Source organism: Mycobacterium vicinigordonae (genome assembly GCF_013466425.1).
GTDB classification, from domain to species: domain Bacteria; phylum Actinomycetota; class Actinomycetes; order Mycobacteriales; family Mycobacteriaceae; genus Mycobacterium; species Mycobacterium vicinigordonae.
This window is the reverse complement of sequence record NZ_CP059165.1, coordinates 5423528-5444626: the sequence shown is the minus strand read 5'-3', so window position 1 is coordinate 5444626 and position 21099 is coordinate 5423528. Positions and strand designations below refer to the sequence as shown.

At 65.0% G+C, this 21099-nt stretch carries 25 protein-coding genes; 7 read left to right on the top strand and 18 right to left on the bottom strand.

From position 1 onward, the window contains the following. Positions 1-13 precede the first annotated feature (13 nt). The 4 genes from H0P51_RS24300 (at position 14) to H0P51_RS24285 (ending at position 2784) form a co-directional block, all read left to right on the top strand. Entirely contained in the window at positions 14-625 is a 612-nt protein-coding gene (locus H0P51_RS24300; RefSeq protein WP_180915370.1) for a TetR/AcrR family transcriptional regulator, read from the top strand. After that, positions 622-1125 carry a hypothetical protein gene (locus tag H0P51_RS24295; protein ID WP_180915369.1) on the top strand — a complete coding sequence of 168 codons (504 nt, stop codon included), beginning with the start codon at positions 622-624 and terminating at the stop codon, positions 1123-1125. The genes H0P51_RS24300 and H0P51_RS24295 overlap by 4 nt, the downstream gene beginning before the upstream one ends. A gap of 190 nt (positions 1126-1315) precedes the next feature. After that, entirely contained in the window at positions 1316-2599 is a 1284-nt protein-coding gene (locus H0P51_RS24290; RefSeq protein WP_180915368.1) for a cytochrome P450, read from the top strand. Further along, positions 2596-2784: a ferredoxin gene (locus tag H0P51_RS24285; protein WP_180915367.1), complete on the top strand. Its 189-nt coding sequence runs from the start codon at positions 2596-2598 to the stop codon at positions 2782-2784. Before H0P51_RS24290 ends, H0P51_RS24285 begins: the two co-directional genes overlap by 4 nt. Before the next feature lie 21 nt (positions 2785-2805). Here the strand turns inward: H0P51_RS24285 and H0P51_RS24280 are convergent, their stop codons facing one another. From H0P51_RS24280 to H0P51_RS24255, 6 genes are all read right to left on the bottom strand, one after another. Then, positions 2806-3000 (bottom strand): ferredoxin, encoded by a 195-nt coding sequence (locus H0P51_RS24280; protein ID WP_180915366.1) that lies wholly within the window; start codon positions 2998-3000, stop codon positions 2806-2808. Next, positions 2997-4202: a cytochrome P450 gene (locus H0P51_RS24275; RefSeq protein ID WP_180915365.1), complete on the bottom strand. Its 1206-nt coding sequence runs from the start codon at positions 4200-4202 to the stop codon at positions 2997-2999. Before H0P51_RS24275 ends, H0P51_RS24280 begins: the two co-directional genes overlap by 4 nt. A 121-nt stretch (positions 4203-4323) precedes the next feature. Further along, the gene (locus H0P51_RS24270; RefSeq protein WP_213016755.1) at positions 4324-5181 is read right to left on the bottom strand and encodes an alpha/beta hydrolase; all 858 of its coding nucleotides are present in this window, start codon (positions 5179-5181) and stop codon (positions 4324-4326) included. A gap of 44 nt (positions 5182-5225) precedes the next feature. After that, positions 5226-6881 (bottom strand): thiolase C-terminal domain-containing protein, encoded by a 1656-nt coding sequence (locus H0P51_RS24265; RefSeq protein ID WP_180915363.1) that lies wholly within the window; start codon positions 6879-6881, stop codon positions 5226-5228. Positions 6882-7110: 229 nt separating this feature from the next. Next, the gene (locus H0P51_RS24260; RefSeq protein ID WP_180915362.1) at positions 7111-7407 is read right to left on the bottom strand and encodes a ferredoxin; all 297 of its coding nucleotides are present in this window, start codon (positions 7405-7407) and stop codon (positions 7111-7113) included. A gap of 7 nt (positions 7408-7414) precedes the next feature. Then, positions 7415-8695 (bottom strand): NADH-ubiquinone oxidoreductase-F iron-sulfur binding region domain-containing protein, encoded by a 1281-nt coding sequence (locus H0P51_RS24255; protein ID WP_180915361.1) that lies wholly within the window; start codon positions 8693-8695, stop codon positions 7415-7417. 33 nt (positions 8696-8728) lie between these two features. Here H0P51_RS24255 and H0P51_RS24250 point away from each other — a divergent pair, with 33 nt between their 5' ends. Then, positions 8729-9202 (top strand): hypothetical protein, encoded by a 474-nt coding sequence (locus H0P51_RS24250; RefSeq protein WP_180915360.1) that lies wholly within the window; start codon positions 8729-8731, stop codon positions 9200-9202. A gap of 5 nt (positions 9203-9207) precedes the next feature. Here H0P51_RS24250 and H0P51_RS24245 read toward each other — a convergent pair whose 3' ends face one another. The 7 genes from H0P51_RS24245 to H0P51_RS24215 form a co-directional block, all read right to left on the bottom strand. Next, on the bottom strand, positions 9208-10074 hold the full coding sequence (locus H0P51_RS24245) for an alpha/beta fold hydrolase (RefSeq protein WP_180915359.1): 867 nt from the start codon (positions 10072-10074) through the stop codon (positions 9208-9210). 17 nt (positions 10075-10091) lie between these two features. Further along, on the bottom strand, positions 10092-10502 hold the full coding sequence (locus H0P51_RS24240) for a Rieske (2Fe-2S) protein (RefSeq protein WP_180915358.1): 411 nt from the start codon (positions 10500-10502) through the stop codon (positions 10092-10094). A gap of 1 nt (position 10503) precedes the next feature. Then, the gene (locus H0P51_RS24235; RefSeq protein WP_180915357.1) at positions 10504-11661 is read right to left on the bottom strand and encodes an amidohydrolase family protein; all 1158 of its coding nucleotides are present in this window, start codon (positions 11659-11661) and stop codon (positions 10504-10506) included. Positions 11662-11699: 38 nt separating this feature from the next. After that, positions 11700-12797, bottom strand: coding sequence for an amidohydrolase family protein (locus H0P51_RS24230; protein ID WP_180915356.1), 1098 nt, complete (start codon positions 12795-12797; stop codon positions 11700-11702). A 204-nt stretch (positions 12798-13001) separates the two neighbouring features. Continuing rightward, positions 13002-13901: an NAD(P)-dependent oxidoreductase gene (locus H0P51_RS24225; RefSeq protein WP_180915355.1), complete on the bottom strand. Its 900-nt coding sequence runs from the start codon at positions 13899-13901 to the stop codon at positions 13002-13004. Beyond that, the gene (locus tag H0P51_RS24220; protein WP_180915354.1) at positions 13898-14284 is read right to left on the bottom strand and encodes a carboxymuconolactone decarboxylase family protein; all 387 of its coding nucleotides are present in this window, start codon (positions 14282-14284) and stop codon (positions 13898-13900) included. Before H0P51_RS24220 ends, H0P51_RS24225 begins: the two co-directional genes overlap by 4 nt. A 117-nt stretch (positions 14285-14401) precedes the next feature. Continuing rightward, positions 14402-14809 (bottom strand): DUF4189 domain-containing protein, encoded by a 408-nt coding sequence (locus H0P51_RS24215; protein ID WP_180915353.1) that lies wholly within the window; start codon positions 14807-14809, stop codon positions 14402-14404. Between the two features lie 252 nt (positions 14810-15061). Between H0P51_RS24215 and H0P51_RS24210 the strand changes: the two genes are divergently transcribed. Then, positions 15062-15808, top strand: a complete 747-nt coding sequence (locus tag H0P51_RS24210; protein WP_180915352.1) for an alpha/beta fold hydrolase — start codon at positions 15062-15064, stop codon at positions 15806-15808. On the opposite strand, the gene H0P51_RS24205 is transcribed toward H0P51_RS24210, so the two are convergent. Beyond that, positions 15809-16945 (bottom strand): phosphotransferase, encoded by a 1137-nt coding sequence (locus H0P51_RS24205; RefSeq protein WP_180915351.1) that lies wholly within the window; start codon positions 16943-16945, stop codon positions 15809-15811. A 101-nt stretch (positions 16946-17046) separates the two neighbouring features. Further along, entirely contained in the window at positions 17047-17667 is a 621-nt protein-coding gene (locus H0P51_RS24200; RefSeq protein ID WP_180915350.1) for a TetR/AcrR family transcriptional regulator, read from the bottom strand. Between the two features lie 207 nt (positions 17668-17874). On the opposite strand from H0P51_RS24200, the gene H0P51_RS24195 reads away from it, so the two are divergent. Further along, positions 17875-18477 (top strand): nitroreductase family protein, encoded by a 603-nt coding sequence (locus H0P51_RS24195; RefSeq protein WP_180919203.1) that lies wholly within the window; start codon positions 17875-17877, stop codon positions 18475-18477. Here the strand turns inward: H0P51_RS24195 and H0P51_RS24190 are convergent. The 3 genes from H0P51_RS24190 to H0P51_RS24180 are packed head-to-tail and all read right to left on the bottom strand — an operon-like array spanning position 18465 to position 21063. Further along, a complete protein-coding gene (locus tag H0P51_RS24190) occupies positions 18465-19478 on the bottom strand; it encodes an NAD-dependent epimerase/dehydratase family protein (RefSeq protein ID WP_180915349.1) in 1014 nt (337 codons plus the stop codon). The genes H0P51_RS24195 and H0P51_RS24190 overlap by 13 nt on opposite strands. Further along, a complete protein-coding gene (locus H0P51_RS24185; RefSeq protein WP_180915348.1) occupies positions 19475-20572 on the bottom strand; it encodes an NAD-dependent epimerase/dehydratase family protein in 1098 nt (365 codons plus the stop codon). Before H0P51_RS24185 ends, H0P51_RS24190 begins: the two co-directional genes overlap by 4 nt. Then, a complete protein-coding gene (locus tag H0P51_RS24180) occupies positions 20569-21063 on the bottom strand; it encodes a nuclear transport factor 2 family protein (RefSeq protein WP_180915347.1) in 495 nt (164 codons plus the stop codon). The genes H0P51_RS24185 and H0P51_RS24180 overlap by 4 nt, the downstream gene beginning before the upstream one ends. Positions 21064-21099 lie beyond the last annotated feature (36 nt).

Below are 21099 nucleotides of genomic sequence, written 5' to 3'. Positions count from 1 at the left end.
TCCTAGGAGCGCGGTGCCCGAAGCACGGCCGTATGACACGCTGCTCGCCAAAGGCGAGGACCGTAAACAGCGGATCCTCACGGTGGCGCAACGACTGCTGTCGCGCAACGGATGGCGCAACACGACCCTGGCCCAGATTGCCGGTGCGGCCGGCGTGAGTCCCGCCGGGCTGCTACACCATTTTGAGTCCAAGGAACAGTTGCTGCACGCGGTACTGGACGCCCGGGACCTGGACGACGACACGCACTCCGACCGCGGTGGCGATCTGCTCGGAGAGATCGCTCAGGTTGCCGACCGATTCACCCGGGCGCCGGAACTCGTCGGCACGTTTACCGTGCTGCTGGTCGAAAACATCGACCCCGACGCGCCACTGCACGACCGTCTGGTCAGACGGCAGCGTGACGCCACCGAAATCGTCGCCGCAGCCATTCGCCGAGGTCAGGAGGATGGCCGGTATCGCGCCGACATAGACCCAACCGTCAAGGCGGTGGAAATACTCGCCTTCACCCACGGAATGGAAATGACATGGTTGCTCGACCCGTCGATACCACTGGCCGAGGTGTTCAAGGAGTACGCGGAGGCACTAGCACGCGATTTCTCCCCGTCGGCAGCGAGCACGACATGAGGTACCGCCTCGACGTCGTGGCCTCTAGCGTCGCCGACGTCGTGACTTTTGCCGGGGGCTGGCTGTTCGATCGGTCGATGGCTGGATGGGACGTCACCGTGCTGCTCACCGACCACCCTGACGACCGCCCGCTGCACATCCTCGGCGCGAAGACGCTCGATTTGGATTCGGCCTTGGCCTCGGTGCAGACGCGGCCCCGGCCGCAGGCGCTAGCGGCCGCGGCGGATCTGATCGGGTCGGATCCGCGGGTGCGGGCCGGCGTCCTGCAGGCCCTCGACCACGGTGTTACCGAGGTCATCTTGTGGGGCAAGACGTGGCCGGCCGAGCTGGACGACAGCGTGGGCCGCGTCCAGCACCAACTGAGCATGGCCGCCCGGGAGTTCAAGGCTCGGGCGCTGGCCGCGGCCGCGACACCGGTGAGTTCTATCGGTCCGGTCGAGTCGTTCCGCAGCGGGTTGATGAGCTGCCGGTCGGTTGCGGCTGACCTGGTGCCGGCCTAACGCAGCGCTGCCGGGCGCTCACGGTGAAATTCACGACGGCCGGTCGACGTGTCGCGTCGGGCATTTCACGGTCGGTGACCGACGCGGGAGCAGCGACTGACGCGCCGTTGCCATTTCGCCGCCGGCTATGAAAATGTAATACTCAACAATGAGAGGCAGATTCTCGCTAGCTGAGATCAAGGAGCTGCAGATGGTGAATGACCTCACCGAGCTGGACTTTTTCCGTGACAAGCAGCTGATCAAAGATCCCTACCCGTATTACGAGGCCCTTCGTCAGCAGTGCCCCGTCACACGCGAGGAGCACCACGGCGTCACCATGGTGACCGGCTGGGAAGAAGCCTGCGCCGTGCTGAACGACGCCGAGACGTGGTCGTCGTGCATCTCGGTGACGGGCCCGTTCCCTGGATTCCCGGTGTCCCTGGAAGGTCTGGGCGACTCGGACCTCACAGAGCTGATCGAGCAGAACCGCGACAAACTGCCGTTCAGCGACCAGCTGCCCACCCTGGACCCCCCCACGCACACCAACCATCGCTCGCTGCTGATGCGGTTGATCACCCCCAAGCGCCTCAAGGAGAACGAGGACGCGATGTGGGCGCTGGCCGATCAGGTACTCGACGACTTCCTGGCGCCGGGCAAAGGCGAGTTCATCAAGGGGTTCGCCGGGCCGTTCACGCTGCTTGTCATCGCCGATCTGCTGGGCGTGCCGATGGAGGACCGGGACAAGTTCGTCAAGGGCATTCGCGAGCACTCGGGTGGCGGTATCGGCGGCACCGGGAAGGAAGCGCTGGCGCACAGCCCGCTGGAATTCCTCTACGGCCTGTTCTCCGATTATGTCCGGGATCGTCGTCGTGAGCCCCGCGACGACGTGCTCACCGGCCTGGCCACGGCCACCTATCCCGACGGATCCATACCGGAAGTCGAAGACGTTGCGCGCGTAGCCAGTAACGTCTTCTCGGCCGGCCAGGAGACCACCGTCCGGCTGCTCGGAGCCGCGTTGCAGACGCTCGGGGAACGACCCGACATCCAGACGCAGTTGCGTAGGGACCGCAGCCTGATCCCCAACTTCATCGAGGAATCGCTGCGCATCGAGAGCCCGGTCAAGGGCGACTTCCGGATGAACCGGGTGCCGGTCAACGTCGGTGGCGTCGACCTGCCCTCGGGGACCACGGTGATGGTCGTGCAAGCGGCGGCCAACCGAGACCCGCGTCGCTTCGAAGACCCCGCAACCTTCGATCCGGCCCGTAAGAATGCCCGGCAGCACATCTCGTTCGGGCGTGGCATTCACAGCTGCCCGGGCGCCCCGTTGGCGCGGGCCGAAACCCGGGTCGCGATCGAGCGGCTGCTGGACCGCACCTCCGACATCAGGGTCGACGAACAGGTGCACGGACCGGCGAATGATCGCCGCTACCACTATGTGCCGACGTACATCCTGCGTGGTCTGACCGATCTGCACCTAGAGTTCACGCCAGCATGAAAATTTGGGTCGACGACGGGTTCTGCCGCGGGCATGGCATGTGCCTAACGCTGTGTCCGGAGGTGTTCACCCTCACCGACGATGGCTACGCCGAGGCGATAACCTCAGATATCCCACCGGAATTCGAGGCTGCCACCCGCGAGGCCATCGAATGCTGTCCTGAGCAGGCGATCAAGGAGCGCTGAGCGCGGTCGGCTGTAAAGTTCCTATTCCTCGACAAGCGAAATCGCCTGCCGAGGGCACTGCCGAACGGCTTCGCGGACCTGCTCCTCGATGTCCGGCGTGACCTCGGTTCGGTGCACCGTGAGCATGTCGTCGTCGCCGAGTTCGAATACCTCGGGGATGATGCCCATGCACACGCCATTGCTTTCGCACAGATCCCAGTCGACTTCAATTCTCATGACAGCACCCTCACCGGTACGTTCTTCCAGCCCGCGACGTTCTGCATCTGCACGCGGTTGCAGTTGTCCCAGTCCACTTCGTAGCGGGGCATGAAGTCGAGCAGCTTATCCAGGGCGATTACGCTTTCCATCCGGGCCAGCGCCGCGCCGAGGCAACTGTGAATCCCGTAGCCGAAGCTCAGGTTCAGCGCCTCGTGAGCGTCGCGGTCGATGTTGAACGTGTCTGGGTCGGTCCAGGCTTCGGGGTCGCGGTTGGCTGCCCCGTTGATCAGGAACACCGGCTTCATGGCCGGGATCGTGACACCGTGCAGCTCAACGTCTTTGACCGAGCAACGGACCTGGTACTGCGATGGTGCCTCGTAGCGCAACAACTCTTCGACCGCCGCTGGTATCTTGCTGCGGTCGTCGAGCAGCTTGCGCCACTCGTCGGGGAATCGCGCGAATACCACCGGCGCGTTGCCGATCAACTTGGTGACGGTCTCGGCGCCCGCGCCGCCCAATAGCGTTGCGAATCCGGCGATTTCGATGTCGTCAAGCTTGGTTGTCTGGCCGTCCTCGCGGGTGATCTCGGCGTTGATCAACTTGGTGAACAAATCGTCCTGCGGTTTGGCGCGGCGTTGCTGCAAAAGGTCGTAGTAGAGCATCCCCGTTTCGATGTTGGCTTGCATGCCGCGGTCACCGACCTCGACCTGCCCGGGTTCGCGATGCAATGACTCGTCGATCAAGTAGCGGATCCGCTGGGCATTCTCCTCCGGCACGCCGAGCATCGTGGTGATCACTTCGACCGGGAACGGTCCGGAGAAGTCCTGCACCACATCGAAGTTTTCGGGATCCACCTTGCTGAGGTATTTGTCGATCTTCTGACCGACCATCTCGCGCTGGGACTGGATCGCGCGGGGGGTGAACACCTTGTTGAGCAGGCTGCGCATGTGTCGGTGGTCCGGCGGGTCCATGAAGATGATCGACTTTTGCTCCGGCGGTTTGCCGGTGCGCACCATCGACAGGTCAATGCCGAAGGCCGAGGAGTAGGTTTCGAAGTTCTTCAATCCCGCGGCCACGTCGGCGTGACGGGTCAGTGCGTAAAAGTCGTACTCCTCACTGTAGTAGACCGGCGCTTCCTCTTGCATGCGCCGATAGGTATCCCAGGCGCCGTTGAAGAAGTCCTCGGAGAACGGATCGAAGACGACCTTCGATTTGGTCATGGAACGCTCCTCGCTCATGAGATGCGGGCTGACACCATTACAGCTGAACGTCTGACTGTAACGCTAACGGTAGCGGCTTCCGGGCGCGGCCGAAAGGACCGAAAGACCCGAATCGCGAGCATCAACCGGCTTCCCGTGCACCAGCTGGGCCGGTGGCGTCACCGCGCGCTGTCACGCACTGGTCCACGAACGCGAAGACCTTGCGATGGTAGTTGGCTGCGGAATGACCGAGGCTTAGATTGTGCCCGGCTTCGGCATGCAATTCGGTGACGAAAGACGGCGCCGTCTCGAACATCTCGGCGATTTCTGCGAGTGCGGTCGGATCGGACCGAAAGACGTTGTCGTGCTCGCCGAGGCTGAACCGCACCGGCACCCGGACCGCGGGAGCCAGCTCCGGGAAATAACGGTGTGGCCAGTTGAGCGCCACGTCCCGCTCATAGGGCGGAGCTGACGACGAATTAGTGACGCCGAGCAGGATGTCAGGGGGATACAGGCGGGTCGGCTCCCACAGCAGCTCGCGCGTCCCCGGTGGCCGTTCCTTGACCGCGGCCGCCTTCATGATCTGTTTGGCGGCGTCGTGGTATCGCCTCCCGGTGCCGCCGAGTTCCAGACCTAGCAGCGCTGCACCGCGGTCATCGGCCGCCATCCGGGTGGCCAGTTCACACCCACCCGAATGACCTAGCAAGAACAACCCTGCACCGCGCGGGTGCTCACCCAGGATTCGTTCGACGGCGCCGTAGGCGAGGTCGACACGCTGGGCGGGGGTCTGCACCGCCTCCGGATATGCGGCGGAGCTGCCGTGTCCCGGTCGATCGATCGCGATCACGGTGAATCCCAGGGATGCTCCCAACCGCAACAGCGACAACTCCGGGTGACCGGGGCAGTCGAAGTACACGGCGCTGGTACCGCCGCCGTGGATGGCCACAATGACAGCCTTGGGCTCCGATTGTTCCTGCGCCTCGGCGACGATCCCGGACATCGGCACGCCGTCGACGATGACAACCCGGGGTCGTACGGAGCCGGTCACGCGTCGGTCCTGAGCAGGATCACGCCGCTGGGTGTGAGGCCGCCGCTGCTGACCACGGCGACGCGGGCGCCGGCGACCTGGCGCTCGCCGGCCTCGCCGCGCAACTGGCTGACCGCCTCGTGCATCAGACCCATGCCGTGCGTGCGGCCGTGCGAGAGTTGCCCGCCGTGGGTGTTGAGCGGGATCAGGCCGTCGCGGGCGATGTTCTTGCCGCCGTCCAGGAATTCGCGGGCTTCACCGATGCCGCAGAATCCCAGTGCCTCGATCCAAGATAGGCAGTTCATGGTGAACCCGTCGTACAGTTCGGCGACGTCGACGTCGGCGGGGCGCATCGACGTACGTGTCCACAGGTGCGCGGACTGTCCCAGTACCTGCGGCTCATGGGTCAACGTGCTTTGGTCCCAGTCGATGCGTTCGACGATCTGCGTCCCCACCGCTTCCACCAGGACCGGCGGCTTGGCCAGGTCGCGGGCAGCGTCGACGGCCGAGACGATGACGGCGATAGCGCCGTCGCACGGCACGTCGCAGTCGTACAGTCCGAACGGCGTGGTGATAGGCCGGGCGTTGAGGTAGTCGTCCATGGTCATCTGGTCGCGATAAACCGCGGTCGGGTTGAGCGCGGCGTTGGCGCGCTGGTTCAGAGCGATCCAGCCCAACGTCTCCTTCGTGGTTCCATACCGATGAAAGTGGCGCTGTGCGTTGAGCGCCAAGGTGTGTGCCGCCGAGGTTGCGCCGAATGGCCATTGCCAGCTGGTGGTCCGGCCTCCGGACGGGACGATCTTGCCCCGCTTCATCTGTTCGTTGAAGGTGGCTTCCCACAGCGTCCGGAAACACAGCACGTGTCGGGCCAGACCGGCGGATACCGCGAGCATGGCCGCGATCACGGATCCGCCCGGTCCAAACGTCTCAATACCGCCGTTGTGCCACGTGGGCCGGATGCCGAGGGCTGCTTCCAGCGCGGTCACCCCGCCCTCGCCGAATCCGCCGAGGTTGCCCCCGCCGGGGTAGGTGGACAGGCCGTCGATGTCGTCGAACGTCAGCCCGGCGTCGGCGATCGCGGCCTCGCAAGCGTCGACTGTGAGCGACAGCGGTGGCAGCATTTGCCGGCGGCTGATCTTCGACATGCCAATACCGGTGAGCGCGACCTGGTCCTCGAACTTTTCTGCGGTCAGCATCGGGCGGACGTGCTCGCCGAAGCGTTCCGGCGCGATCTCGTCGTCGGGGAGCGCGCCGAGTTCGGCGTCGGGGACCGTGCGGAACAGCGGTAGCCACACGTCCTCGACGTGTTCGAAGACCACCTGCACCTGCTGGCCCAGCCGCAGCTGCTCGGGATCGGACTCCACGATGTTGGTTGTCAGGCGGACGCGCGGGTCCTCGGCGATGGCCACCTCCGCGATCACGTAAGGCGCGGGCATTCCCGGGACACTGAAGCGGTGGTTGACGGTGAACCCGGCCAGGGTCGCCCGACCTGAGACATCGCGCACGCCCAGGTCGCGGGAGCGGCAGTAGCGGCACACCGGTGCGGGCGGATGGATCAGCGCTTGGCAGCCCCGGCATTCCTGGAACCTCAACTGGCCGTCGGCGCCCGCGGTCCAGAAGAATTCGTTCTCGTCCGTGATCTGGGGCAGCGGGCGACCCGGTGCAGCTGACACGTCACCTCCGCAAGTAGAACGGCCACCGCGTCGGTAGGCATGTTATGCGAATACGAGAATTACGTTATCATCTTCCGGTGACGGAGACGTTGGTGTGTGAGGCACCACGCTCCGCTCGGACAGATCGACCTGGACCGCACTAGCCGAACTACCGGCAGTAGTGATCTCAGAAAGCGTATCCCGTAGCGAGCCTTGCAATTTCGGATCGGGGCCCGACCGAGGCAGGTCGTCAGCGGATGAATCCCCACTCGGCTTCGTTGGATTCGGTCTTGACCCTCGACGCAGGGTCGTCTTCGTCATGCAACTGCGGATGGGGGATGCTGGGCTTGGGCTCGCCGACCTCGGTGATGGCGTGCACCGGGCAGTCCAGCAACGCGCGCATCACCGCATCACGATCTTGTTGGGGAACATCGCCGTTACCGACGAGGCAGGCGTAGCCCCAGTCGTCGAGGGAGAAGTATTCGGGAGCGTGCTTGGCGCACAAGCCGAAACCGTCGCACACAGTGCGATCCAACCGGATCTTCATCGCTCGCTCACCCCGCTGCCTGGTAGGGACGGTCGGCGCGGTACGCGCCGCGCTGACAGTCCGCGCAGGTGCCAGCAAGGTGGTGGCTGACCTCGTCGGGGAACTGGTCGAGCAGCGAGGCCGCGATATTGCAGGCGGCGTCCAGCGTCCCGCAGGCCCCGCGGCCGCGTAACACCACCGACCAGCGGCGCAATCGGTCCAGATCCTCGGTGGCCGCCAACCCGTCCCGCAGTGCCCCGGCGGCTGCCGCCATGGCCGCCGTGCCGTTGAAGCAAGAACCGCACTGCCCGGCGTTCTCGCGATCGAAGTAAGCCAGCACCGATGCAGCGACCGCCACCGGGCACTCGTCGACTATCACCGAGATCGCCCCGCAGCCCAGCCCACTGCCGATCCCGCGAATAGTCTCGTGATCCAGTGTGGTGTCCAGTACGCGGCGGTTGAGCAATCCGGCGAAATAGCCGCCCATCAACACCCCGCGCACCTTCTCGGCTGAGATCCCGTGCAACGCGATCACTTCGGTGAACGGCACCCCGTGCGGCAGCTCGTAGAGGACGGCTGGCCGGCCGGCGCCGGTGATGGTGGCCAGGAATGTTCCCGGCGACTGCGCGGTGCCCTGCGAACGGAACTGCGCGGCGCCGTGGAATTGCAGATAAACCAGATTGGCCAGCGTCTCGACGTTGCTCACCAGCGTGGGCCGGCCTCCGACACCGACCTCGAACGGGCGCGGCGGCTTGTCGGTGGGCTTGGTGGGGCCGCCATTGATCGCGTTTACGGCGGCGGTTTCTTCCCCGGCGACGTAGCCGGGCCCGACCGTGACGACATCGACGCTAACTCCGTCGAGCCAGCTCGGGTCGAGTTCGCCGAGTGCCGTCTCGACACTGCGCGCCGACTCGGCGTCCGACACGAAGACGTAGGCTCGCTGGGCTGCCACGACCGCCGCTGCCAGCCGAAGACCGTCGATGACCAGGTGCGGACGGTTGCGCAACAGCCACCGGTCCTTGATCGAAGTCGGTTCTCCCTCTTCGCCGTTCGCTACGACGACTGGGGCGCCGTACCTGGCACCGTTGGTGCGGACAGCGTGCAACTTCACCGCCAGCGGGAAGGCCGCGCCGCCGCGCCCAAGCAGTCCGCCGGCCTCGACTTCGGCAAGCAACTGTTCGGCGTTGGCCAGTGGGCGGTATCCGCCACCGTCGCGGTAGGCCGCCAGATCCTCCCGACCCGCGCTGAGCAGGCGCGGCGGGCAGCCGGGCCAGGCGGTGGTGAGGAACAACGCGTCTGTCGTCGTCATGAGCCGGCCCGTCCTGCAGTTAGGCTTGCCCGCATGCGGACTGCGGTGGTGCGCGTCAACGTCGACCCGACCGGTGTACTCACGCCCGAACAGTTAGCGGAGGGCATGGCAACGCTCCTCGTCCTTGCCCGCCAGGAAGGCGCCGACGTGGTCGAGATCGACCTGCCGAATCGGCCGTCCAGCCGACGTGAACTCGAGTTGCTGGTCACCTGTGACGACGTCGACACGACGAAGCGGATCGCAATCGACTTGTGCGCCAAATCTTTTAGCACACAGCCAGCGGTCGGCGTGACCACTTTCATCAGCCGCGGCACCGACGACGACGTCCGCGGCGTGCTGTCGGGGTTTGGGTTGACCGGTGACATTGTTCGCCAGCCCGGGGACGACGGCTACGACGTCGTCTACGTCACGCTTCGCGAAGAAGACCTTGAGCGTATCCCGGAAAGCCGCATCCACACGGCCCTCGAGGCGTCGCTCAATTGCGAGGTCCACATCCGCACCGTCTGATCTCATCACCGGCCCAGGAATTCTAGGATGGGCGGGGCGGCCAGCACCCACGTGTCGAACATGTTGAAGTGTTTGACGCGGCCCGCCGCCCGGTCCTCGGAGGCGCGTTCCCAGGCGTCCTCCGGCCATGGCGGATCGATCAACTTTGAACCTTTGATCAGGCAGCTGACTTCCAGCGACGTGCGCTTGGGGTGGTCCAGGTCGTTCTCGCCGCCGCGGATGATCAGCGTGGGAACCTTGATGCGGTCGAACATCTCGTCTTCGACGCCCGGGATGGTCTGTCCCGGCTTGGAGACGAACGCGTTGAGCCAACGCAGCTGGATCTTTAGAAACTCGTCTTTGTCGAAGTCGAGGAACCGCTGTTTGTTGGCCGGATTCTGCGCGATGCGGTCACGCCATTCCTGGACCTTGATCACGCCGTCCATGCCGGTGCCGCGCACCGCCAGGATGCTCGGCACAATGTAGAAGGACCCCAGCACGAACGTGCCGTAGACGCCACCGACGATGTTCCAGACCACCAGCTTGGTCACCATCTCGGGGTACAGCATGGTGGTGAGCATGGAATCCCTTGCGCCGCCCGATCCCCCGGCAAGGATGCACCTTTCGAAACCTAGGCCCGTCACCAGGTTGTGCAATGTCTCGGCGCGCATGTGCGATTCGCTCTGGCCGTAGAACTGCACGTCGGACGCACCGCAGTTCGGTCGGTCCCACAGCAGCACCCGGTAGCCGCCGGCGGCTAGCGCGTCGGCCAGCGGCCGTAGGCCCTCGATCTCCTTGCTGAACCGGCCACCCGGTGTCAGGACGATGAGATCGCCCGATTCGCCGAGGATTTCGTATACGACGTTGCCACCGTTGATCTCGATGGAAGCCACGCTGTCCTCCTGGGCCGTCACGCCATCACCACCACGTCGTTGCCGATCACGCGGACCGGGTAGGTGCGGATGCTCCACTCCGGTTTAACCGCGGTGGTGCCCGTCGCTAATTCGAAACCCCATTGGTGCCAAGGGCAATAGATGTATTCCAGGTCGCGCACCATGATTGCGTCGCCGGGAGCAGACTCGTCGACGATGGTGCGTCCGCGCGCTCGTCCCGAACACAGCGGACCGCCTTGGTGCGGGCAGTAATTCGCGATGGCGTAGAAAGTGCCGTTGACGTTGTAAACACCGACGCCATGACGTCCAATGGGCACTAGTTTGTGTGTGCCGGGGGGTATTTCGTCGACGGTGGCGACGATGTGTTCGCGGCCTTGGGCAAGTCGAGATTGGGGCTTGGCGACCGCCCCGTTTTCTTCAGGAGTCAACTCAGAGCACCCGTACCTGACCCTCGAGCACCGGAACGGTCTCGGGGAGGTGGTAGGTCGCGATGCCGTTCTTGTACATCACCGCGTCTCGCGCCGCCTTGGGCAGGTGCTTGACCAGCCAGCGCGGGTCGTCGAAGGTCCAGTGGGGATAGTCCGAGGAGAACAGCAGGATCTTCTCGCACTCCATCCACTCCAGCGCGCGGGTCAGCTCCGTCTTGTCCTCCGGGTAGTCCAACGGCTGGGTGGTGAACTTGATGTGGTCCTTGACGTATTCGGACGGCTTGCGCTTGATGTCCACCCACGACTTGCGGGCCTGGTAGATCGAATCCATGCGCCACATCAGCGGCAGGATCCAGGTGAACGCGTGCTCGACGAACACGATCCGCAGCGTCGGGAAGCGGTCGAACACGCCGTCGAAGATCAGGCTCATCACCTGGTTTGCGGCCAGCAGCGAGTACGTGACCATGAAATCGTGGTTGTAGCTAGGCCAGCCCACCGGCGGGGTCGGAAGCTCGTCGTAGTGACTGCGCGACAGGTGGCAGCTGACCGTGATGTCGTGCTTGGTGGCGGCGGCCCAGATCGGGTCGTATTTCGGATTGCCCCAGGACGGCCGGGGTTCGGCCTTGATCAGGATCTGTGCCATGTAGGGGTGTCCGGCCCACTTCTCGATCTCCTGCACGGATGCGTCCGGGTCCTCGATTGCGGCACAGATCGAGCCGCGCCACCGCTGGTGCCAGTTGTTGTGGCTGTCCAGCCAGTGGTTGGCCTGCCACTCGTTCAACGCCACCGCCATTGCGTGCTGCGCCTCGGGGATCCGCGCTGGGTAGGCCGCCGGCTCCAAGATCGCGATGTCGGAGCCGGCTTCCATGATCAGCTGGCGGAATGCCAGATCCGGGTCGCTGCAGGGGAATTCGCCATTGGCTGGGAAGGCGTCCACGCGCATTGCGTAGCTGTGCGCGTAGTCGGGTGCGTCGTAGTAGATCTGCTCGCCGACTTGGCGGGTGAGGAAGTACTTGCTGCGCCAGGGCTCCGGGATGTACTGGACGAGTTCGCCGCGCTTGGGTGCGGGGTGGACATCGGAGTCTACGCATCGGACGGCGATGCGCTCGGCGGGCGGAACCCGCTTCGACGTATGGGTGCTGGACTGAGTCACGGTCATTTCGAATCTCCTGAAATCGTCCTGGGCCTCGCCCACTTCTACTGTGCGCCCACCCCGGCCGGGATGTCTATCCCGTAGAGCTGTGCCGCGTTGCGCCAGCACAACTTTTCGCGCTGCTCTGATGACAGGGCCGTGGGCAGTCCGCGGATGTCGGCGCACTGCCAATGCGGATAGCTAGACCCGAACATCACCATGTCTTCTTTGCCGGTGAAGCCGAACCACTCACCGGCGAACTCGGCGTCGCCGGGTCCGTCCATCGCGCCCTGGATGAAGTACACGTGGCCGGGCAGATAGTCGCTGGGTATGCGCGGCGCCCACGGCGTCTGTTCCAGGTGCGGCCGTCCGAAGGTGTCCATCCGCCACATGAACGGCGTCACGAAATCGGCGGCCCCGTCGGCCCATACGAATTTCAGCGTCGGGAAGCGTTCGAACACACCCTCGGCGATCATGTTCATCAGGTGATAGAGGTAGTTGAGCGCCATGAAGCTGACGTACTGCTCGTAGGTGCGGGTGTTGCCGGACGGGGTCGGCGCAAATCCGATGCCCGAGCCGGACTCGATGTGTACGGCAACCGGGAGATTCGCGGCCGCCGCGGCCTCCCACAGCGGCCAGAACTGCGGTTTCCCGTAGACCTCGCGGGACTGCAGCGGCACCCCGATCTGGACCACCCGGGGATGGTCGCGGTATCTCTCGACTTCGCGCAGCGCGCCGGCGATGTCGTCGGGATTGACCCGGATGGTGCCGCGGAACCGGTCCCCGAACTCCGCTGAATCCAGCCAGCGCGACACCATCATCTCGTTGTGCGCGGCGTGCAGGGCGCTGCCGAGGTGGCGGTCTGGCATGATGCCGCGCCCCATCGGGTGCAGGATCGCCACGTCCACTCCGCGCTTTGAAAACAGTTCATTGGCAACGAATTCCGGGTCCGAACCAGGGTAGCTGCGGCCGCGCTCCGGTCCTTCGGTGTTGGGCGCGTATTCACCGCCCGGCGCCCCGTACCAGTCCATCTCGTAGTCGGGAAAGCCGCGGCTCTTGAACGGCTCGCGCAGGAAGCTGCGGAGGTCCCTGTTGGACGGGAAGAAGATGTGCACGCTGGCGTCGATGACCGGCGTTTGTGTGCCGTCAGCGTGTTCGATCACGACAGCCACCCTTCGGCCGCGGCAGCATGGGCAGGCCCGATACGCCCATAAGATAGACAACCTAACATTCTTCCTGGTCGCCTTTCATGGATTTCTGGCAAGCATTTCGGTTACCTATCTGTCCAGGTCAAGAGACTTCCTGCCGCCATGGCGCAAGTCAAGTTCTTCAATATCGATATTAACATTCTCAATGCCAAATGTAACTCATGTCCTCAGGTCTGCCGATTCCACGGTCACGCCTGCGGCCGCTTCGAACAACTTGATCACGACGGTGAAGTCTGATTCGGGTCCTAGCTGTTGCGCCGCGGCCTCCCACAGGCGTCCCACCGCCTCGGCGAGGTCGGCGGTAACGCCAAGTGCGTGGGCTTCTTCGAGGTAGAGCTGCACGTCCTTGACCATCAGCCCGGTGCCGAATCCGTAGTCGAAGGTGCGCGGCAGGATCGCGCGCGGAAATTTGTCGCGGCTGGCGCTAGTGGCACCCGAACCGGCGTTGAGCACGTCGATCATCACCGCTGGGTCCAGCCCGGACTTAACGCCCATCACCACGACCTCTGCGGTGGCGGCCAGGACGTTGGCGGCGAGGATGTTATTGGCCAGCTTCATGGTCTGCGCGGAGCCGGGCTTGTCGCCGACATACAGCGGCCGGCCTAGCGTTTGCAGCAAGCTTTTGATTTCGTCGAACGCGGTGCGCGGGGCCGACACCATCAGGGCAAGCGCGCCCTTTTCGGCTCCTCGGACGCCGCCGCTGACCGGGCTGTCGATCGCGACGATGTCGCGCTGGGCGAGCAGTTCATGAATCTGTGCCGCTGTTCGGCTGCCGACTGTGGACAGGTCGACGTAGCGCCGGATCCGCGCACCCTTGATCAGCCCGACCGGACCGGTAGTCACTTCGAGCGCGGCGGCCGGTGTCGGCAGGCTGGCCAACACGGTTTCAGCACGGTCGGCGACATCGCGCGGTGATGACGCGGGATCTCCGCCCAGGGCGACGATGCGGTCGAGTGCCGCGGCGTGGGCGTCGAAGGCGACGACGGCGTGGCCCGCCTCGATGAGGCGGCGCGCCATCGGAAACCCCATGTGCCCCAATCCAACGAACCCGACCGTCATGGGGCAGCCCCGTCCACAGCGGCGAAGATCTCGTCGGCCGCGCGGAAGCTGTCGACCGCGGCCGGCACTCCCGCGTAGATCGCGACCTGGAGGAAAATCTCGCGGATCTCCTCGCGGGTGACGCCGTTGGTTAGCGCGGCCCGCAGGTGGGTGCGCAGTTCGTGCGGCCGGTTGAGCACCGACGTCATGGCCAGATTCAGCATGCTGCGGGTCTTGCGGGTCAGGCCCTCCCGGCCCCACACCGCGCCCCAACAGTATTCGGTGACGAGATCCTGCAGGGGGCCGGTGAAGTCGTCGGCCTCGCCGATCGCCTTGTCGACGTACTCCTTGCCCAGCACCTCGGAGCGGATCTGTCTGCCCCGCTGATACGTTTCGTTGCCCAACGCCTTCTCCTCTGCGACTAGTGCGAACAGTCAGGAGTCTAGGGTCGTGGACTAGCGGCACTGGATCGCGTACCGAGTTGTGTTGCTGGACAGGGCGATTGGTATCAACCAGGCTGCTTAGTTGCACGCCCAGTCGACGGGCCAGCCGCCGGCGAGTCTACTGACGGCGTGCAGCTCGGCGGCCGTGCGGGTGAGGCCAATTCCCCCGTGGTAGGTGGTGCCGTCGTGCGCGACCGCGCCGCATTTGGTAAAGGTGCTGACAACGATGCAGGACGGAGCGCCGCACCGCGAAAGAGCCAGCTGCTCGGCACCCAGCTTGCTTACATGTCGCCGCGCTTTGCCGGAGCTGCCATCCGCGGAGTAGGCGATGGCGCCGTACTTGGTGAGCAGCGGCGGAATGTTATCCGGCATCGTTTCGGTATGGACCCGCGCCTGGGCCGGCTGAATCAGGCTCATGGTCATTGCCAGCGCGGCCACTAAACCTGCGAATACGAGCGCGACCCGACGTCGTTGTCGTGTCGTCATGTGCCGTTTCCTTTCTCTCGACTCGATGGCGGAGGACATGTGAGCACATGTTTACAAGAACGAAACATGCGACTTCCAGATTACCGAGCTTTCGTGGGGCGCGCTGCTTGCGCCAGAGCCCACGGGACCCTTTCGCCCAGCTTGTCGCCGCGGTGACATTGGATCGGGCGCCTTTCGCCCGACGTGCACGCTCCCCCCGCGGTTGGGGGCGAACGGCTGCCGACTCGCCCCCGCTGTAGCAGGATCGGGTGGATGAGCCTGCCCGGTCTGGTGCTGATCCACGGCGGCGCCCACGCCGGGGACTGCTGGGAGCTGACCGTCGCCGAATTGGCATACCAGGAACCGCAATTGCGCGTCCTCGCGGTTGATCTGCCCGGCCGCGGCCGCACCGGGGGAGATTCGACGAAGGGGACCATCGCCGACTGGGCCGAGTCGGTGGTCGCGGACATCGACCGGGCCGGGATGGCTGCCGCGGTAGTGGTCGGGCATTCAATGGGCGGGTTGGTGGTGCCCAAGGTAGCGGCGAAACTCGGCGCCGCCCGGGTACGGGAAATCGTCATGGCGGCCGCATTCGTGCCGCCGCAGGGATCCAGTGTGGTGCACAGCCTGCGCGGGCCCTTGGCGCCGTTGGCCAGGATGGGGCCTTGGCTCGGTCTGTCAAACCGATCCTTCGCGATGCCTGCTGCCGCGGCCGGATGGGCGTTCTGGAATGGTTTGCCCCCGGAGCGGCGCAGGCTCGCCCGGGACCGGCTGTACCCGGAGAATGCTAGCGTGATCGTCGAACGCGTTGACCGCACGGACCTGCCCGACGAGGTGCCCCGGACCTGGATCATGACCCTGCGGGACAGAGCGCTCTCACCGGCCCAGCAGCACCGCTGCATCGAGGCGCTGGGCGGTGTCGACACCCTGGTGTGCCTAGACACCTGCCATGACCTGATGTACAGCGAGCCGGAACGGCTGGCGGCAATCCTGCTCGCGCGCTGCCGGGCTCGATCCTGACTACAGTGAAAGCTTCAGCGCGGCAACGGTTTCTAGGTCATCAAGGGCGGCCACGCCGCGCCGCAAGCCCTCTAGCGCGATGTCTTCCACCTGCATCCCGCCCATCCCCGCGGTGATCAGCGCGGCCACGTAGGCATACAGCGCGGCCTGCCGGAACCGCAGCCAGAGGTCGTCGCGGTCCAGGTCGGGGCCGCCGGCAGCGACCAGCGCGCGCCGATACTCGTCCAGCAACTCGCGCTCGGCGGAGATGCGGTCCGCTGGGGTCAGGCTGGTGACCAGTGTGTAGGCCAGCTCGCGGGAAGGGTGGCCGCGGCGCACCGCCTGCCAGTCGAGCAGCCCGGCCCGGCCGTCGCGGAAGTACACGTTGCCCGGGTGCGCGTCGCCGTGCATGACGGTGTGCGGTTCGGTGTCGATAATGGCCGCCACGGCGCGGTAATTCTCGGCGATGAAGCGGCCGTTTTCGACCGGGATATCGGTGCGTTCGCCGAGTCGCTTAATTGAGGCGTTCATCAGTGAGCCGGTCAGCAGCGACGTGACATCCCCCGACGGCGTGTAGAGCCAACCAAGCGATCCGCGGCCGTTGCGCGGCAGCCGACCCCAGAAGGTGGCGTGCAGCTTGGCCAGTAGTTCGACGATCAGGCTGGCCTGATCAACCGACAGCGGGTGCAGGGTGTCCGGGAACTCGCAGGAGTCGGCCGGCAGATCTTCCAGGGCGAGCAGGTATCGGCCGGTCCAGGAATCGAAAGCGGTGCCGTAGCACTGCGGAACCCCGGTCAGCTCCGGGGCCAGCTGGCTGTAGAAGCGCACTTCGGTGTGCCCAAGCCGGCCGAGTTCGCCCATCAGACGGGTCGCGGCGGTCTGGGCCGTGAGCTTGACGAACAAGGTCTCCGGCAGGCCCTCCCCGGTCACCGCCAGCCGCGCCCGGGACGACGTCCCGCTGTGGTTGCCGAGCAGGTGCACCCAGCTGACCTTGGTCCCCAGCACGTCGGAGAGGACTGCGGCGTCGAGTTGATTGACCCCGCGCGGCAGGCCGGCGCGGGTCCCGACGATTGCATCGGTAGCGACTCGACCCATCCCACGGCCCAGGTGAGCTGCCAGGCCGAGCGCAGAGAGCGCCTGTGGCACAGTATTTTTCATAATGACTCATTCTGGACGCGCGACCCGGTCCGGTCACGTCCGGCACGGTCTTCCGGGAAGAACACAGTCATTCGATGCGACACGGATCAGACAATAGTGCGTTATTGTCTGATCCGTGGCACCAGCGCACGGACCAGGAATTGCGCGACGAATCGGCGCTTGTCGGCCGCCGGCCGGGGTCGCCACGAGGGCGCGAGCAAGAACAGCGTCGTGGTGTTCAGCCACTGGACAATGGCGCTCGGATCCAGATCGTCATAAAGACGGCCTATGTTCTTCCATCGCTGCAAGAGTGGACCGTAGTGGCGCAGCAGCACATCCACGATGGGCTGCGAGCCCTGCTCCAGGGCACCGGACACCGCGGTGCTCTCGGCGGCAAAGAGTGCCTCGTTCAACGGATCGCCCTCGACCGATTCCACCCGGGCCAGAATCATCTCGGGCAGCGCATGCGCTGGGTCGTCCGGGTCGCGCAGCGATCGCACCATTTCCGCGAGTGCGGCGTCGATGCGTGCCAGCATCAGACCGAGGAGTAGATCGTTACGGCCGGGGAAGTAGCGGTACAGCGTCGACCGGGAGACGCCGGCTTCGTCGGCGACCTCGGCCATGCGGATCTGCGCGTTCCCTCGCCGTACGATGCACCTGCTGGCCGCGTCCAACAACAACCGGCGTGCCTCGCTATCGTCGAGGATCGCGCGGTCGTCACCCCACCGGCGGCTGGCTTCCATGTCCGGTGATGCTAATCGACCTTCCGAATAGGTTGTGCCAGGCACTATCTGATCAAGGAGCAAGCCATGGGTTACTCGGCTGCCGGTGAGTCTTTCGCCCACCAATTTCCGGTCACGTTCGATCGGGCAACAAGCGATGAGGCACTGCCACCACAGCGGAGCCACGCAGCCACAGTGACCGGCGCAAGCGATGACATCTGGGAGGTGATGTCCACCTCCCGCACCATCCGGCGTTTCACCCAGGAGCCCGTCGACGATGACACGTTGCGGCGGTGCCTGGAAGCGGCCAGGTGGGCGCCTTCGGGGGCCAACGCGCAAGCCTGGCGTTACGTGGTCCTGCGATCGCCCGAGCAGCGGGCCGTGGTAGCCAAGGCGGCCGCACAAGCGTTGCAGGTGATCGAACCTGTCTACGGAATGATCCGACCCGACCCCAGCGACGCCAGCCGCCGTGCCCGCAACAACCGTGCTACCTACGAATTGCACGACCGTGCTGGTGAATTCACCTCCGTGCTGTTCGCGCAGCTGCATTACCCGACGGCATCCGAACTGCTGCTCGGCGGTTCGATTTTTCCGGCGATGCAGAATTTCCTGTTGGCAGCCCGCGCGCAGGGACTCGGCGCCTGTATGACCAGCTGGGCGTCCTATGGCGGCGAGCAACTTTTACGCGAGGCCGTCGGCGTACCCGACGACTGGATGTTGGCCGGCCACATCGTAATCGGCTGGCCGAAGGGCAATCACGGTCCGGTGCGTCGGCGTCCCCTCGCCGACGCGGTCAACCTGGACCACTGGGACAAGCCCTACCCGCTTTGAATTGCACCCGTGACCGATTTTTTCGAGGCCTGCGCGGCAAACCATTGCGCGGCTCTGGTGATGGAAGCCTCGACCGGCTCAGGCTCCCAGCCGAGTTCGCGCTCGGCCTTGCTGTGATCCAGCGGCGACATCAGCTGCGCCATTTTCGCACCGACGTACGCGAACGGCAGGTCACGATCCAGCGCGTGTGCGGCAAGGTCGTTGATGCGCGAGGCCACCAGCAGGGCAGCCATCGGGATGGGGATGCGCGGCGGGCGGCGGCCGACCGCACGGGCGGCGATCGCGTGCACCTCCTGGGTGCTGATCGAGCGGTCGGAGATGATGTAGCGATCGCCGTTGTGACCCTTCTCCGCCGCGAGAAGCATTGCGCGGGCTGCATCTTCGATGCCTACCGCTTCAAGGGAGAAGCCCATGTAGAAGGGCATGTGCCCGGCGGCCACTCGGGCAATGACCCCGCCGTGCGGCGTCGGCGCCCAGTCTCTCGGCCCGTACGTTGTCGAAATGCACATTGCGACGGCCGGCAGGCCGCGCTCTCGCGCGTACTGCAGGACCAGGTTCTCGGCGGCCACCCGGGATTCGATGTAGGCGCCGCCGTCGGTCCAGTTGTGGGGGTCGGCTTCGGTGACCAGCCGACGGTCATTTATCGCCAGTGTTCCTGAGCTACTCGTGAATACGAACTTACGCAGGCCGGCCGCGAGAGCCGCGTCGAGAACGTGGCGCAGACCTTCGACGTTGGTGCGGAACAGGGGAGCGGGATCGCGCAGCCACATGCGGGCGTCCACCACGCAGTAGTAGACGACGTCACAGCCGTCCATGGCCGCGCGCAGCGCCGCGTCGTCGAAGATGTCTCCGTAATGCCGCTCCACGTCGAGATCATCGATCCCGTTCGTGGAGCTGGTTTTTCGCAACATGACCCGCACTACTTCGGCTGCTTCGACAAGCTGACGGGTCACGTGGGAGCCTAGGAAGCCACTGGCTCCAATGACAAGTTTCTTGGTCATGTTGCGTCAGGGATCTGTGCGAGCATCTGGGATCCGTACTTGGCGCTCAAGAACGTCCACGGGTCGGCATAGCAGCCACGGTGTTCGAGCCTTCGCTGCACCGCAAGAAACGCACGTAGTGCCGGGCGCACCACCGGCCCGGCCGCGCGCAACAGGATGCGCTGCCGGCGCATGGAATCGCTGATCCAGGCCAGGCTGTCAGGCCAGTCATGCTGCTGATAATCAAGCAGTGCTTGAGATTCGGAAGTGTCGAACCATCCAGTGAATGCCCAGCCACGGTCGTCGTCGGGATCACCCGGCAGACCGGCGCAGCGGCCCAGTCTGCCGATGCCAACGGCGGCCATGACATCGTCCTGCAGCTCGCTCATCAGGTGCACGTGGGTCTCGTTGCCCGCGATCATCAGCACCTTGCCGTCGACCGCCTCACGTCGTTCCACGGCATTGGCGAACGCCAATGCGACATCGCGGGCGTCGGTCGCGTGCATGCGATTGTCCACTGGGGTGGCGCGCACCAGAGCCAGGTAATCGCCGTCGAAATTGGCGGCGCCGTCGGGGGAGACGATCGCAGCCAATCGCAGTATCGCATGGGGCAGCCCACTTTCGGTGATGACGGCTTCGGCCAGCACCTTGTCCTCGCCGTACTGATCGATCGGATTGACCGGGGTGGCACCGGTGATGCGCTCCGGGTACCGGTTGGGGTTGCGGGATCCGTAAACAGCTGCGCTGGAAGCGAATATAAAAAAGGCAGGGTCGGTGCAAGACTGTGCGGCCGTCACCAGGTTTCGGGTGCCCTCGACATTGACTTTGCGGGCCAACCGCGGATTGCGGTAGGACGGCGGCGAAACGATTGCGGCGAGGTGCACGATCGCGTCAGGTCGGTGCTGGCGCACCACGCCGGTGACCGCGTCGGCGTCGGTGAGGTCGGTGTACTCGGTGACCAGAGTGCCCGAAGTCGCGAGCTGCGCCAATTTTTCGGCGGCGTCGTCGTTGGGCAGGTCGACCGCGATTACGGTGTGCCCGCGTCGCAGCAAGATCTCCGCGCAGCGCGTCCCCACTTGCCCAAAGGCGCCGGTGACCAGGGTGGTGGGGCTCATCGGTCGAACTTGCGGGCCAGCGCGGCGCCGGCGTCACGCAGCCGAGGCGAGATACGAACAGAGAACAGCGGATTGAAGACATCTTCACGCAGCCGGGTAAGTGTCGATGTCTTGATCAGCCAGCGGTCATCGGTTTTCTCATAGGTTTCGTGGTAATGCCCGAAGCCGTTTAGGTTCACCCCCGGGGCCAGTCGTACCACATCTTCGAGCGCCCACACGCCGGTTGCAGTGGTCGCGGAGGTCAGTTCGATCTCCGGTGCGTGGACCTGATGCACGGTGGGCTGCTTGCCCAGCGTTCCGCGCACATAGGCGACGAACTCGTCGGCACCGGTAATCAGCTTTCCGCCCGATGGTGAGGTGTCGCTGACGAAGTCTTCGGCGAACAGCGCGCGCCAATCGTCCCAGCGCTTGGTGTCCAGGTAGCGGCAGTATCGAGCCTTGAGTTGCTTGATCGACTCGAGTTCCCACAGCTCGGCTGCGACGTCCTGCATAGCGGCCCCTTCACGTAATCGGCCTAATCGGTTTCC

Bases quoted from the DNA above. Each gene is read 5' to 3' on its own strand.
- H0P51_RS24295 (WP_180915369.1), top strand. From the start codon at position 622: ATGAGGTACCGCCTCGACGTCGTGGCCTCTAGCGTCGCCGACGTCGTG.
- H0P51_RS24290 (WP_180915368.1), top strand. From the start codon at position 1,316: ATGGTGAATGACCTCACCGAGCTGGACTTTTTCCGTGACAAGCAGCTG.
- H0P51_RS24285 (WP_180915367.1), top strand. From the start codon at position 2,596: ATGAAAATTTGGGTCGACGACGGGTTCTGCCGCGGGCATGGCATGTGC.
- H0P51_RS24280 (WP_180915366.1), bottom strand. From the start codon at position 3,000: ATGAGAATTGAAGTCGACTGGGATCTGTGCGAAAGCAATGGCGTGTGC.
- H0P51_RS24275 (WP_180915365.1), bottom strand. From the start codon at position 4,202: ATGACCAAATCGAAGGTCGTCTTCGATCCGTTCTCCGAGGACTTCTTC.
- H0P51_RS24270 (WP_213016755.1), bottom strand. From the start codon at position 5,181: ATGTCCGGGATCGTCGCCGAGGCGCAGGAACAATCGGAGCCCAAGGCT.
- H0P51_RS24260 (WP_180915362.1), bottom strand. From the start codon at position 7,407: ATGAAGATCCGGTTGGATCGCACTGTGTGCGACGGTTTCGGCTTGTGC.
- H0P51_RS24255 (WP_180915361.1), bottom strand. From the start codon at position 8,695: ATGACGACGACAGACGCGTTGTTCCTCACCACCGCCTGGCCCGGCTGC.
- H0P51_RS24250 (WP_180915360.1), top strand. From the start codon at position 8,729: ATGCGGACTGCGGTGGTGCGCGTCAACGTCGACCCGACCGGTGTACTC.
- H0P51_RS24235 (WP_180915357.1), bottom strand. From the start codon at position 11,661: ATGACCGTGACTCAGTCCAGCACCCATACGTCGAAGCGGGTTCCGCCC.
- H0P51_RS24225 (WP_180915355.1), bottom strand. From the start codon at position 13,901: ATGACGGTCGGGTTCGTTGGATTGGGGCACATGGGGTTTCCGATGGCG.
- H0P51_RS24215 (WP_180915353.1), bottom strand. From the start codon at position 14,809: ATGACGACACGACAACGACGTCGGGTCGCGCTCGTATTCGCAGGTTTA.
- H0P51_RS24210 (WP_180915352.1), top strand. From the start codon at position 15,062: ATGAGCCTGCCCGGTCTGGTGCTGATCCACGGCGGCGCCCACGCCGGG.
- H0P51_RS24205 (WP_180915351.1), bottom strand. From the start codon at position 16,945: ATGAAAAATACTGTGCCACAGGCGCTCTCTGCGCTCGGCCTGGCAGCT.
- H0P51_RS24200 (WP_180915350.1), bottom strand. From the start codon at position 17,667: ATGGAAGCCAGCCGCCGGTGGGGTGACGACCGCGCGATCCTCGACGAT.
- H0P51_RS24195 (WP_180919203.1), top strand. From the start codon at position 17,875: ATGTCCACCTCCCGCACCATCCGGCGTTTCACCCAGGAGCCCGTCGAC.
- H0P51_RS24190 (WP_180915349.1), bottom strand. From the start codon at position 19,478: ATGACCAAGAAACTTGTCATTGGAGCCAGTGGCTTCCTAGGCTCCCAC.
- H0P51_RS24185 (WP_180915348.1), bottom strand. From the start codon at position 20,572: ATGAGCCCCACCACCCTGGTCACCGGCGCCTTTGGGCAAGTGGGGACG.
- H0P51_RS24180 (WP_180915347.1), bottom strand. From the start codon at position 21,063: ATGCAGGACGTCGCAGCCGAGCTGTGGGAACTCGAGTCGATCAAGCAA.